The 12,090-nt window shown below is 70.8% G+C and carries 10 protein-coding genes; 5 read left to right on the top strand and 5 right to left on the bottom strand.

Features of this window, described 5'->3' with window-relative positions:
* Nucleotides 1-95: 95 nt before the first annotated feature.
* A complete protein-coding gene (htpX, locus tag ACFWHU_RS16325; protein WP_387225333.1) occupies nucleotides 96-1,001 on the top strand; it encodes a zinc metalloprotease HtpX in 906 nt (301 codons plus the stop codon).
* A 46-nt stretch (nucleotides 1,002-1,047) separates the two neighbouring features.
* Nucleotides 1,048-1,632 carry a hypothetical protein gene (locus ACFWHU_RS16320; protein WP_387225332.1) on the top strand — a complete coding sequence of 195 codons (585 nt, stop codon included), beginning with the start codon at nucleotides 1,048-1,050 and terminating at the stop codon, nucleotides 1,630-1,632.
* On the opposite strand, the gene ACFWHU_RS16315 is transcribed toward ACFWHU_RS16320, so the two are convergent.
* Nucleotides 1,550-2,845: an MFS transporter gene (locus ACFWHU_RS16315; protein ID WP_387225331.1), complete on the bottom strand. Its 1,296-nt coding sequence runs from the start codon at nucleotides 2,843-2,845 to the stop codon at nucleotides 1,550-1,552. The two genes, ACFWHU_RS16320 and ACFWHU_RS16315, sit on opposite strands and share 83 nt — an antisense overlap.
* 54 nt (nucleotides 2,846-2,899) lie before the next feature.
* Here ACFWHU_RS16315 and ACFWHU_RS16310 point away from each other — a divergent pair, with 54 nt between their 5' ends.
* Nucleotides 2,900-3,640: an AraC family transcriptional regulator gene (locus ACFWHU_RS16310; RefSeq protein ID WP_387225330.1), complete on the top strand. Its 741-nt coding sequence runs from the start codon at nucleotides 2,900-2,902 to the stop codon at nucleotides 3,638-3,640.
* A gap of 176 nt (nucleotides 3,641-3,816) precedes the next feature.
* Complete coding sequence (locus tag ACFWHU_RS16305; RefSeq protein WP_387225329.1) at nucleotides 3,817-5,883, top strand: NAD-binding lipoprotein; 2,067 nt, start codon at nucleotides 3,817-3,819, stop codon at nucleotides 5,881-5,883.
* A 40-nt stretch (nucleotides 5,884-5,923) separates the two neighbouring features.
* Here ACFWHU_RS16305 and ACFWHU_RS16300 read toward each other — a convergent pair whose 3' ends face one another.
* The 4 genes from ACFWHU_RS16300 to manD are packed head-to-tail and all read right to left on the bottom strand — an operon-like array spanning nucleotide 5,924 to nucleotide 11,137.
* Entirely contained in the window at nucleotides 5,924-6,961 is a 1,038-nt protein-coding gene (locus ACFWHU_RS16300; RefSeq protein WP_387225328.1) for an L-idonate 5-dehydrogenase, read from the bottom strand.
* A complete protein-coding gene (locus ACFWHU_RS16295; protein WP_387225327.1) occupies nucleotides 6,958-8,355 on the bottom strand; it encodes an MFS transporter in 1,398 nt (465 codons plus the stop codon). The genes ACFWHU_RS16300 and ACFWHU_RS16295 overlap by 4 nt, the downstream gene beginning before the upstream one ends.
* A 56-nt stretch (nucleotides 8,356-8,411) precedes the next feature.
* A complete protein-coding gene (locus ACFWHU_RS16290; RefSeq protein ID WP_385792537.1) occupies nucleotides 8,412-9,896 on the bottom strand; it encodes a mannitol dehydrogenase family protein in 1,485 nt (494 codons plus the stop codon).
* A gap of 5 nt (nucleotides 9,897-9,901) precedes the next feature.
* A complete protein-coding gene (gene manD, locus ACFWHU_RS16285; protein WP_385792536.1) occupies nucleotides 9,902-11,137 on the bottom strand; it encodes a D-mannonate dehydratase ManD in 1,236 nt (411 codons plus the stop codon).
* Between the two features lie 203 nt (nucleotides 11,138-11,340).
* On the opposite strand from manD, the gene ACFWHU_RS16280 reads away from it, so the two are divergent.
* A complete protein-coding gene (locus ACFWHU_RS16280) occupies nucleotides 11,341-12,054 on the top strand; it encodes a GntR family transcriptional regulator (RefSeq protein WP_385792535.1) in 714 nt (237 codons plus the stop codon).
* Nucleotides 12,055-12,090 lie beyond the last annotated feature (36 nt).

Below are 12,090 nucleotides of genomic sequence, written 5' to 3'. Positions count from 1 at the left end.
CCTTCCGCCCAGGACCGGCCTCCCTACATTCCATTTACGACGTTTTGCCGAGATAAGGAGGAAAATAACAGGAGTAGAGCTCATGGAGGCGAGTGATGACACGAACCCGCTACACGCAGGACCGCGGCCTGACCACACGCATGGTGACCACCATGTTCCTGATCGGTCTGCTGTACGTGGTCCTGGTCGGTGTGCTGCTGGCCGTACTGGGGAAGTTCTGGCCGATCATCCTGATCCTCGTCGTGGGGATGTTCGTCGCGCAGTTCTGGTTCAGCGACAAGATCGCGGCCTTCGGGATGGGAGCGCGCGAGGTCACCCCGGAACAGGCACCCGAACTGCACGGCGCCGTCGACCGCATCTGCGCACTGGCCGACATGCCCAAACCCAAGGTGGCCATCTCGAACAGTGACATCCCGAACGCCTTCGCCACCGGCCGGAGCGAACGCAGCGCACTGGTCTGCGCCACCACCGGCCTGCTCCGCAGACTGGAACCGGAGGAGCTGGAGGGCGTACTCGCCCACGAGATGTCGCACGTCGCGCACCGCGACGTCGCCGTGATGACCATCGCGTCCTTCCTGGGCGTGCTCGCGGGTCTGCTGACCCGCATCGCGCTCTACAGCGGACTGTCGAGGAGCGCCAGGGACTCCGGCCCCGCCGGTCTCGTGATCCTCCTGATCCCGCTGGTCAGCGCGGTGGTCTACGCGATCGGCTTCCTGCTGACGCGGCTGCTCTCCCGCTACCGCGAACTCTCCGCGGACCGGACGGCCGCACTGCTCACCGGACGGCCTTCGGCGCTCGCGTCGGCGCTCACCAAGGTGGACGGCCAGATGGCGCGGATCCCGACGGAGGACCTGCGGAAGGCGGAGCCGTACAACGCCTTCTACTTCGTGCCGGCGTTCGCCTCCAAGGGAAGCTTCGGCCGACTGCTCGCCTCCCACCCCACCCTCGAACAGCGGCTGGAGCAGCTGGCCCGGATGTCCGCCGACCTCGGCCGCCCGTGACCCCGGCACCGACCCCGCCCGACCGTCAATGTGAGGAGCTGGTCCCGTGGGCCTTCTCGACACCATCCTCGGCAGGAGCAAACCGGTCCGCCCCGACCTCGACCAGCTCTTCGCCCTCCCGTCCGCCGCACTCACCCTCCAGGCCGGGGCCGGCTACACACCCACCGGCCTCGGCTCGGTCTGTTTCGCCGGCGTCGAGGGCGGTGGCTTCGCCCGGATCAGACAGGACGTGCAGGAGCTGCTCGACGCGGACACCGGAGACGACAGCCATCCCGTGGAGTTCAGCCAGGACTCGTACGGGTACACCTGGCTGCTCGCGCGACAGGCGCCCGACGACACGGCCACGCTGGTCAACGATCTGCACGCGGTCAACACACTGCTCCAGGACGGCGGCTTCGGCCCGCAGCTCCTCTGCTCACTGATGAGCTTCCGCGACGCGGAACAGCGGCCACTCGCCCTCGTCTATCTCTACAAGCGCGGCACCTTCTACCCCTTCGCGCCGGGGCCCGGCGATGTCGAGAAGCGGGACAACCAGCGGGAGCTCCAGGTCAGAGCAGTTCTGGAGGACGATCTGCGGATCGAGAAGGATCTTGCCCGCTGGTTTCCCGTCTGGGGTGCGCCGGGTCTCTGACCGGCCCCGTTCCCAACCCCGTTCCCGGCCCCGTCTCCTGCTCCGTCCCCCGCTCCGTGTCCGTCGCCGTGAGCTTCGGCGCGATGGGTTCCGGCAGCGTACGGAACAGCAGCCAGCTCAGGACGGGCATCAGGATCAGCGGCGTCAGCGCGGTGCGCAGCGACGTCGCGTCGGCGAAGCGCCCGATCAGCGGGGCGGCCAGGCCGCCGATGCTGACCGTCAGCCCGAGGGTGACTCCGCTCGCGGTGCCGACGCGCGTCGGCAGATAGTCCTGGCCGAGGGTGACCTGAAGTGAGAACGGGACGTACAGGCCCGCGGAGGTCAGCGCCACGAACAGATAGATCGCCGGGCCGGGGACGAACACGATCCCCGCGACGGCGGGCACGCTGACGAGGTACGACCAGCGGGCGACCGCGACCCGGCCCCAGCGGTCCGCCAGCTTTCCACCCAGCACGGAGCCCACCGCGCCACCGAGATAGAGCACGAACAGCGCCGCGGTGCCCGCCGCCTCACTGCCGCCCGGACGTTCCTGCGCGTAGAGCGCGACGAAGGTGCCGAGGCCGACGAAGACGACGGACCGGCAGACCACGGCCAGCGACAGCTTGACGAACGAGACCGTGTCGTCGACCCCCGAGACCACCGCCGTGCCGGACCTATCACCCGCCGTCCTCGCCGGCGCGCGCAGGACGGGCAGGCACAGCACGCTCCCGACGAGTGCCGGCACCACGAGCAGCGGCGACAGACGCAGACCGCCGGAGGCGACGACGGCGGTGACCATGAGCGGCGCGGTGGCGAAGCCGAGATTGCCACCGAGGGAGAACCAGCCCATCGCGCTGTGACTGCCCCTGCTGGCGAGCCGTGCGACGCGGGCGGATTCGGGATGGTACGCGGCGACGCCGACACCGGACACCGCCACGAACACCAGCGTCAGGGCGTACGAACCGCTCAGACCGCTCAGCGCGATGCCCACCCCGCCGAGGATCGTGCCCACCGGCAGGAGCCAGGGCATCGCCCGCCGGTCGGTGAGCGCGCCGAAGACCGGCTGCACGACCGAGGACAGCAGCGACGCGGCGAGCACGATGCCCGAGACCGCCGCGTAGCTGTAGGCGCGCTCGGCGACGAAGTACGGCACGAGCGAGGCGACGGCACCCTGGTAGACATCCACACAGGCATGGCCGACCGACAGCAGGAGGATCGATCTGTTTCTGGGCACACCGTCATGGTCATCGCCGAGTGACATGTCGCGCTTCCGATAAACTGCCAATCAATGAAGGAAATCCGCCACCAGCCGGTGGCGCCGACCCGCACCCGGTGGCTCGCGCCCGGAGCCGCCATCGACGCCCACCGTCACGACGACCACCAGATCGTCTACGCGGGCCGGGGAGTCCTGGCCGTCACGACCGACGCGGGTACGTGGATCGCGCCGGGCACGCGCGCCATCTGGGTACCGGCCGGCACCGTCCACGCCCACCAGGCCCACGGCGAACTCGAACTGCGGCTGGTCGGCCTGCCCGCGAGCGACAACCCGCTCGGCCTGGACGAGCCGACCGTGCTGACCGTCGGGCCGCTCCTGCGTGAACTGATCCTCGCCCACACGCACACCCCGCACGACGACAGCCCCGAACGCGCGCGGCTACGGGCCGTGTTGCTCGACCAGTTGCGGGCCTCGCCCCAGCAGCCCCTGCACCTGCCGACCCCCACCGGCGCCCGGCTGACCGCGGTGTGCGAGATCCTGCGTACGAACCCGGCCGACGCCCGCACCCTGGCCGCGCTGGGCAGGGAGGTCGGCGCGAGCGACCGTACGCTCTCCCGCCTCTTCAAGGCCGACCTCGGCATGACCTTCCCGCAGTGGCGCACCCAACTGCGGCTCTACCACGCCTTGGTCCTGCTCGCCGAGAACACCCCGGTGACCACCGTGGCGCACCGGTGCGGCTGGTCGTCCGCCAGTTCGTTCATCGATGTCTTCCGCCGCACCTTCGGACACACCCCGGGAACACATCTGCCGTGACGGCGCGCCGGTAGGAGCGGGCCGATCGCGACACCCGATCGCGCCACCGGACGAAGGGCCCGCCCGAAAGGGTGAATCGGCCCGCGAACACGGCGTGTTCCCCCACCCGAGGCAGCACTGTGCGGAGGCGGGCCGACCAGCGCCGTCGCGGAAGAGAGCGGGTGGGAGTGGCACGAATGACGGGGCGCCGGCCGAATTCGCTGCGGGACCGGGCGCGTTACCGGTTCGACCGTACGCTGGCCCGCAGCACCGGCACCCTGATGGGCTGGCTGGTGATCACCTGCCTGGCCGTCGTCGTCCCGGTGAGCGCGGTGCTGGTCTGGACGGACCCCGGATCACCGCGGTCGCTGTCGGGCCGGCTGACCGCGGCGTGGCGGACGAGCGCGGAGACGCTGCGCCTGGGCGCGATCTCCGGTACGCCACTGCGCATGGTGCTCTCCGCCCTCCTCGGACTGGTCGCCCTGCTGTGCGTCTCGACACTCATCGGTGTGATCACGACGAGTCTGGCCGAGCGGATGGCCGAGTTGAGCCGTGGACGGTCCACGGTCCTGGAGCGGGGCCATGTCGTGGTGCTCGGCTGGTCGGACCAAGTGTGCACAGTGGTAAGCGAGTTGGTCGCCGCCCAGGCCGCGCACCGGCCGCGGGCGATCGTCCTGCTCGCCGACCGGGACAAGACCGAGATGGAGCGTGCGCTGGCCGCCCGGATCGCTCCGGCCGGACGCACCCGGCTCATCTGCCGCAGCGGTCCGGCGAGCGACCCCGCCGTACTCGCGCTGGTCAGCCCACGCGCGGCGAGCACCGTCCTGGTGCTGCCGTCCGGGGAACCGGCGGGCGACGCGGAGATCCTGCGAATCCTGCTGGCGCTGCGGGCGCTCCTCGGCGAGGGACCGGGCGGGCCGCCGGTGCTGGCCGCGGTGCACGACGACCGGTACCGCGCACCGGCCCGGCTGGCCGCCGGTCCGCGCGGCACGGTCCTGGAGACCGACACGTTCACGGCCCGGCTGATCGCGCAGTGCGTCGGCCGCCCCGGTCTCTCCCTGGTACTGCGCGACCTCCTCGACTTCGCGGGCGACGAGTTCCACCTCGCCGACGCGACCGCGTTCCACGGCGGTCCCTTCGGCGCGACACTCCTCGGACACGCCGAGTCCTGCGTGGTGGGACTGCTCAGCCCTCTGGGACGTACGTGGCTGAATCCGCCCGCCGACACCGTCGTCGCACCGGGGAGCCGTCTGATCGTCCTCGCCCGCGACGACCGCACGACACGGCCGGCGGATTGCGGGCACCTCGTCGACCCGTCGGTGATCGCCGGCGGCCGGCCACCGGCGGAGGCCGCCGCGCGTCTGCTGGTGCTCGGCTGGAACCGGCGGGCGCCCCTCGTCCTGGGGCAGTTACGGCGCACGGCCCGGCCGGGTTCCGTACTGGAAGTGATCACGGACCGGGCCGTGCCGGGACCGAGGCAGCCGGAGCCCGACCACGCCCCGGAGCTGGATCTCACGGAGCCCGACCACCTTCCGGGGCCCGATGCCGCCCGGCCGGTCGTGCGGTTCCGGACCGCAGCCCTGTCTCGGCCCGAGACGCTGCTCGGGCTCGACCTCGCCCCGTACGACGGACTGGTCGTCCTCGGCCCCGACCCGGCCGACGGGCCGGACCACCCCGACGACTGGACGCTGGTCGCCCTGCTGGCCCTGCGGCTGCTGGAGGAACGGACCGGACGGGAGCTTCGCGTCGTCAGCGAACTCACCGACGACCGCAACCGGCCCTTGGCCGCCGTCAACCCCGGCTCGGACGTCGTCGTCAGCGGAGAGCTGACCGGACTGCTCATGGCGCAGATCGCACAGAACCGTCATCTGGCCGCCGTGTTCGACGAGTTGTTCTCCGCCGAGGGCAGCACGATCTGTCTGCGGCCGGCCGGGACGTACGTCCGCCCGGGCAGCGAGGCCACCTTCGCCACGGTCGTGGCCGCGGCGCGCGACCGCGGCGAATGTGCCATCGGCTACCGCCGTCACGACCTGCGGACGGCGCCGCCGGACCACGGGGTCCGGCTCAACCCCCACAAGGGTGAGCGGCGCGAGTGGAGCGCCGAGGACCAGGTGGTCGTGGTCGCGAGGGACCCGATCGATCTGAGCGATCTGACCGGACTAACCGATCCGACCGGACCGGCCGAACCGATCGACCTGGCCGACGGCGGTGGGAAACACCGGCCGGAACGGCCGCCGCGACGTACGGACACCGAACCCCGATGACATCGTCGGCCGCACCCGTGCCCCGTGCCTCACTCATGACTCACCCGCCCGACGCCGCCCCGCCCAACCACAGCATCACCTTGCTGCTTCCGCTCGCCGCCGCGACGCCCAGGGCCTCGTCCGCCCGGTCCAGGTCGAAGCGGTGGCTGATGACGGGGGACACGTCGAGTCCGTCCCGCATCGCGAGCAGCGCGTCGTCGATCTCCTCGACGAAGCGGTACGAGCCGACCCAGGTGATCTCCCTGGTCACCAGGTCCCCGAGCACCGCGGGTACGGCCGTGCCGGGGAGGTTCCCGACCTGGACGAGGGTGCCGCCGCGCGCCGTCGCCCGCAGGACCGGCCCCAGCGCGGCCGGGGCGCCCGAGGCGTCGAAGGACAGCTCGACGTCCTCGGGCAGCTCGGCGCCCGTGGAGACGTCGACCGTCCGGTCCGCGCCCATGGCTCGGGCGACGGCGAGTGACGTCTCGGAGATGTCCGAGGCGATCACGCCGGCCGCCCCGCGATACTTCGCCGCCGCCACGACCAGCGCTCCGATCGGGCCCGCGCCATTGACCAGGACGGTCTTTCCCCGCAGGTCACCGGCGCGGTGTACGGCGTGCAGGGCCACGGCGAGGGGTTCGGCGAGGGCGCCGTGCTCGGTGGTGACCCCCTCGGGCAGCGGCCGTATCCGCGCCGCGCGGACCACCCGGTACTCACTGAACCCGCCGTCGGTGTGCGGGTCGAAGGCGGCCGACCCGAAGTACCGGACGCGTCGGTGGAGGTTCGTGCGACCGGCGATCCGGTCGGGCAGCCGGTCGTCACCGACCGGCTCCGCCGGGTGGACCGTCACCGGCTGACCCTCCGTCAGATCGGCGACGTCCGGACCGAGTTCGGCTATCCGCCCGGCGACCTCGTGGCCCAGTACCAGCGGGTGGGCGAGCGAGGCGGTCCCTGAAGCACCGTGCTTCCAGTACGCGACGTCGGAGCCGCAGATCCCGCCCCACTCCATGGCGACAAGGACCTCCCCGGCGCCGGGAACCGGCCGCGGGCGCTCGTCGATCCGCAGATCGCGTGCCCCGTGGACGACGACCGCCCTCATGCCGCGTCCTCCAGCCGTACCAGGTCGCGCCCGCGTGTCTCGGGTGCGAGCAGAGCCGACGTCAGCGTGATGAGTGAGTAGACGACGAGCATCGCGGCGATCGGCCACCAACTGCCCGTGACCGCGGTGAGCGACGCGGCGATGACCGGACCGATGGCGGTGGCGAGGATGCCGCCGATCTCCTTGGACAGGGCGAGCTGGGTGAACCTGGTCCGGGAGCCGAACAGTTCGGCCATCGTGACGCTCTCCAGCGAGAACAGCCCCAGGACACCGATGTTGAGGGCGAGGGCCATCCCCAGCATCAGGGCGGAGGTGTTGCCGGAGGTGATCAGCAGCATCATCGGGAAGGCGAGGACCATGGTCAGCAGCGTGAGCGCGACGTACATCGGGCGGCGGCCGAAGCGATCCCCGAGCAGACCCACCACCGGCACGGTGACGAAGCCCAGCAGCGAACCGTAGAGGATCGCGTCGGTGGGGACCGCCCGGCCGGCGTCCAGGTTCGTGGCGATGTAGCCGACGAGGAAGGTCTGGATGAGACCCGAGTTGCCCGCCTGACCGAACCGCAGCCCGAGGGAGAGGAAGAACGCCTTGCCCTTGCGCTGCCGGATCCCGGCCTCCAGTACGCTCTCCTGCTTCTCCTCCAGGGAGGCGCTGTCGAGAGCCGATTCGACCTCTTCACGTGACATGGCGACGCCGTCCACGACATCCGCCCGCTCCTCGAAGACCGGGCTCTCCTTGAGGTTCCCGCGCAGCCAGACCGCGAAGATCATCAGCGCGAAGCTCAGCAGGAACGGCAACCGCCAGCCCCACGAGAGCAGTTGCTCCTCGCTGAGCACGGCGAGCAGGATCGCCCAGAGGCCCGAGGCCGCCAGCGTGCCGGAGTTGGTGCCGAGCGACACCAGCGACGAGATCAGCCCCCGGCGCTTGGCGGGGGCGTACTCGGCGAGCATGACGGTGGCCCCGGCGATCTCGGCGCCTGCCCCGAATCCCTGGACGAGCCGCAGAACGACCAGCAGGATGGGGGCGAGGATGCCGATCGTCGCGTACGTGGGCAGTGCGCCGATCAGCGTGGTCGAGGCGCCCATCAGCAGGATGGTCAGGTACAGCACCTTCTTGCGGCCGATCCGGTCGCCCATGCGCCCGAAGTAGACGGCTCCGGCGAGCCGGGCCACGTATCCGACGCCGTAGGTCGCCATGGCGGCGATCAGGCCGATGGCGGGGCTGACGTCGGGGAAGAAGATCTTGTTGAAGACGATGGCGGCTGCCAGCGAGTAGAGCTGGAAGTCCATGAACTCCATCGCCGTGCCGAGCCAGCCGGATACGGCGGCTCTGGTGAGATCGCGCGTGGTGCGCTTCGCGGAGCCTGTCGGCTCGGCACGCGTGGTGTCCGTCATGGTGAACTCCGTTGTTCAGGGCTGTGCTTGTACGGCGCTGCCTCGGGCGGGTGGGGTCAGATATCGATGTGGCCGGCGCGCGGTGCGGGGATCCGGGCGGCGATGCCGGAGACGAGAGCGTCGTCCCCGGCCAGGTCGGCAGCTCCGACGACTCGGAGCAGCCGCCGGACGGTGTCATGGAGACTTGTCGTGCCCTGCCAGCAGTTGGCCAGGGCCGTCGCGGCGGGGTCCGTCGTACCGAACAGCTGGCCGCCGCCGTCGGCGGCGCGGGTGGCGTTCGCCCATGCGGCCAGGGCGAGTTCGAGGACCGGGGTGGGCGACGGGGACGCGCGCAGTGTCCGCAGGGCGTCGAACCATCGTTCGGGAATCTTCAACGACCCGTCGGATCCGATCTGTTGGAGCAGATGCCGGACAGCGGGGTTCCGGAACCGCTCGACGAGATCGTCCGCGTAACGCAGGGGATCGGGCCCGCCGGCGGGCAGCGTCGGCCCGACCTCCGAGCAGAAGGCCCGTACGAGCCGTTCGCCCCAGTCGGTCGCCAGGGCGTCGGCGACGGTCTCACATCCCGCCGCCGCACCCAGATACGCGAGGGCGGAGTGTGCTCCGTTGAGCAGCCGCAACTTCGTGAGCTGGTACGGGACGACATCGGGGACGAACAGCGCGCCGTCCAGCTCCCACGGCGGTCGCGGGCCGGCGAAGGAATCCTCCAGGACCCACTGCCGGTACGGCTCGCCGACGACGGGCACGCCGTCGCGAACGCCGAGCGCGGAGTCGGCGGTACGCCGGTCCGCGTCCGTCGTCGCGGGCACGATGCGGTCGACGACCGTCGCGGGAAAGGCGACCGAGGCCGTCATCCAGTCGAGTACGGCCGGCCGGTCGGGCCAGGACGACGCTTCGACGAAGCCCCGGACGACCGTCGCGAGCGCGGAGCCGTTCCCGGCCATGTTGTCGCAGGACAGGAGGGTGACCGGGGCTCCGCCGGAGCGCATCCGCAGGGCGAGTCCGGCGGCGATCCGCCCGACGACCGTGGTGAGTTCACCGGTCTCCCGCGCCGCCAGATCCGCGGCGATCTCCGGTGCCAGGGTGTCGAGTTCGCCGCTGCCAGGCCGCCGGTGGTGGCCCTTCTCGGTGATGGTCGTCGTCAGCACGGTGACTTCCGGGGAGGCGAGCAGGGCGTCGATCCGTCCGGCGTCCGGACGCATGCCGAGCGCTTCGGTGAGCGACCCGATCACCCGGGTGGCGGGTCCGTCGGGGCGGCGTTCGGTCAGCGAGTAGAGACAGTCCTGCGCGCGCATCGCCGTCACCACGGGCAGCGAGCGAGGGGCGACGGCGACGATCCCCCACGGTTCACCGGAGAGGGTCGAGGCGCGTTCGGTGTAGAGGGCCTGATGCGCCCGGTGGAAGGCTCCCAGCCCGAAGTGGACGATTCGGGGGCGGAGTTCACGGGGATCGACGGCCGGGCGCAGCTCGGGCGCGATCCGGCCGAGCGTGGCACGTCCCAGCAGCGGTGGATCCGTGCCCGAGGGTGGGGTCGGGGTCATCTCGTTCACCAGTCGTGCACCGACCCGTCGAGACGTCGGGCGACCGGCAGATAGCGGGCCTGGTACGGGAAGCGCTCCGCCGCCTTCTCGTCGTACGTGACCCCGAGGCCGGGCTCCTGGGACGGGTGCAGCATGCCGTCCGCGAAGGTGACTCCGCTGTGGAAGACCTCGGCGGTCTCCTCGGGGTGCCCCATGTACTCCTGGATGCCGAAGTTCGGTACGGCGATGTCCACATGCACCGCGGCGGCCATGGAGACAGGGGAGAGGTCCGTCGCCCCGTGGGAGCCGGTCCGTACCTGGTAGAGGGCGGCCAGGTCGAAGATACGGCGCAGATGGGTGATCCCGCCGGCGTGGACGACGGTGGTGCGTACGTAGTCGATGAGCTGCTCGGTGATCAGGTGCTGTACGTCCCAGATCGAGTTCAGCACCTCTCCCACCGCGATCGGCGTGGTCGTGTGCTGCCGGATGAGCCGGAACGCCTCCTGGTTCTCGGCGGGCGTCGGATCCTCCATCCAGTACAGCCGGCTGTCCTCGACGCTCCTGCCGAAGCGGGCCGCCTCGATGGGGGTGAGCCGGTGGTGCACGTCGTGCAGCAGATGGAATCCGAAGCCGAAACGCTCGCGGACGGCCTCCAGGTAGGTCGGCGCGAATCGCAGATACGCCTCGGTGTCCCAGGGCTGCTCGTCGGGCAGCGCGGTCGCGGCCGGTTCGTACACCTTGCCCTTGCGGACTCCGTAGCTGCCGCCGACACCGGGCACGGCGGCCTGCGCGCGTACCGCCTTGTAGCCGAGGTCGAGGAACCGGTCGACATCGTCGAGCAGGGACGGGATGTCCGTACCGCTGGCGTGCGAGTAGACCGTGACGCCGTCGCGCGAGCGTCCGCCGAGCAGCTGGTAGACGGGCAGACCGGCGGTCTTGCCCTTGATGTCCCACAGGGCCGTGTCGACGGCGGCGATCGCGGTCATGGTGACCGGGCCGCGCCGCCAGTACGCGCCTCGGTACAGGTACTGCCACATGTCCTCGATACGGGCGGGGTCCTTGCCGATCAGCAGGGGCACGAGGTGGTCCCGCAGATAGCTCGCCACGGCCAGTTCACGGCCGTTCAGCGTGGCGTCCCCGAGGCCGGTGACTCCGTCCGACGTGGTGATGCGCAGGGTGACGAAGGTCCGCCCGGGGGAGGCGACGAACACCTCTACGCGCTCGATCTTGCTCACAGGTCCACTCCGGTCCACCAGGTCCATTTCGGTTGCCTCGGTTCACTTCTTCGGACGATCCATACGGTGCCTGACAGGGCGGAAGCGGGCCCTCCACTGGTCGACACGACTGGTATACAAGCATCGGTCGCGAAGGGATGCAATACTTGTGTGGTGTCGACCGTGGTGAGGTGGACGCAGCCGTCGAACGGGAGGCATCGATGGGCGCGGCGCCCCGATACGATGAGCGCATGGCTCAATCGAACCGGCAGCGGACCAGTCGCCGTTCCGTCTACGCGACGCTGCGGCGCAAGGTTCTGACGCTTGAGTTCCCTCCGGGCGCGGCCCTGTCGGAGAACGAACTTGCCGCGTCGCTCGGGGTGAGCCGCACGCCGATCCGGGAGAGCCTGATCCTGCTTTCCGAGGAGGGCCTTGTGCAGGTCTTCCCGCAGGTGGGGTCCTTCGTCTCCCGCGTCGACCCGGCGAAGGTGGCGGACGCTCAATTCCTCAGGGAGGCCGTGGAGTTGGCCTCACTCGAAGACCTCCCCGCCGAGCCGGACCCTGATCTGGTCGACGAACTGCGCCAGAACCTGGAGGAGCAGCGGCGGCCCGGCCTCGGCCTGGAGGACTTCTTCGAGCTGGACGAGGCGTTCCATCAGGGGCTGCTGCGGCTGAGCGGCCACGGCAACGCCTGGGCGACCGTCGTCTCGGCCAAGGGGCATCTCGACCGCGCGCGGCGGCTCGGCCTCTACGACACCGCGTCGTCGTCCGGCTTCGCCGACCAGCACGTCGACATCCTCGACGCGGTTCTCGCGGGCGACGTCCCCCTGGCCCGTGCCGCCATGCGCGCCCATCTGCGGGCGGTGTTCGACGATGTCGAGCGCATCAGGGAGCGCTCACCCGAACTGTTCGCCACGGACTCCGGCGCGGTCCCGGTGCGGCGCAACATCGTCGTCTGGGAGTGACGCGCAGCGGGCACCGGACCGCCCCACCGACGGTGT

Source organism: Streptomyces sp. NPDC060366, assembly GCF_042725135.1.
Taxonomy (GTDB): domain Bacteria; phylum Actinomycetota; class Actinomycetes; order Streptomycetales; family Streptomycetaceae; genus Streptomyces.
The sequence above is the reverse complement of the archived record's forward strand: the minus strand, read 5'-3'. Positions and strand labels throughout refer to the sequence as shown.

Bases quoted from the DNA above. Each gene is read 5' to 3' on its own strand.
- ACFWHU_RS16280 (WP_385792535.1), top strand. From the start codon at position 11,341: ATGGCTCAATCGAACCGGCAGCGGACCAGTCGCCGTTCCGTCTACGCG.
- manD (WP_385792536.1), bottom strand. From the start codon at position 11,137: ATGGACCTGGTGGACCGGAGTGGACCTGTGAGCAAGATCGAGCGCGTA.
- ACFWHU_RS16295 (WP_387225327.1), bottom strand. From the start codon at position 8,355: ATGACGGACACCACGCGTGCCGAGCCGACAGGCTCCGCGAAGCGCACC.
- htpX (WP_387225333.1), top strand. From the start codon at position 96: ATGACACGAACCCGCTACACGCAGGACCGCGGCCTGACCACACGCATG.
- ACFWHU_RS16305 (WP_387225329.1), top strand. From the start codon at position 3,817: ATGACGGGGCGCCGGCCGAATTCGCTGCGGGACCGGGCGCGTTACCGG.
- ACFWHU_RS16290 (WP_385792537.1), bottom strand. From the start codon at position 9,896: ATGACCCCGACCCCACCCTCGGGCACGGATCCACCGCTGCTGGGACGT.
- ACFWHU_RS16300 (WP_387225328.1), bottom strand. From the start codon at position 6,961: ATGAGGGCGGTCGTCGTCCACGGGGCACGCGATCTGCGGATCGACGAG.
- ACFWHU_RS16310 (WP_387225330.1), top strand. From the start codon at position 2,900: ATGAAGGAAATCCGCCACCAGCCGGTGGCGCCGACCCGCACCCGGTGG.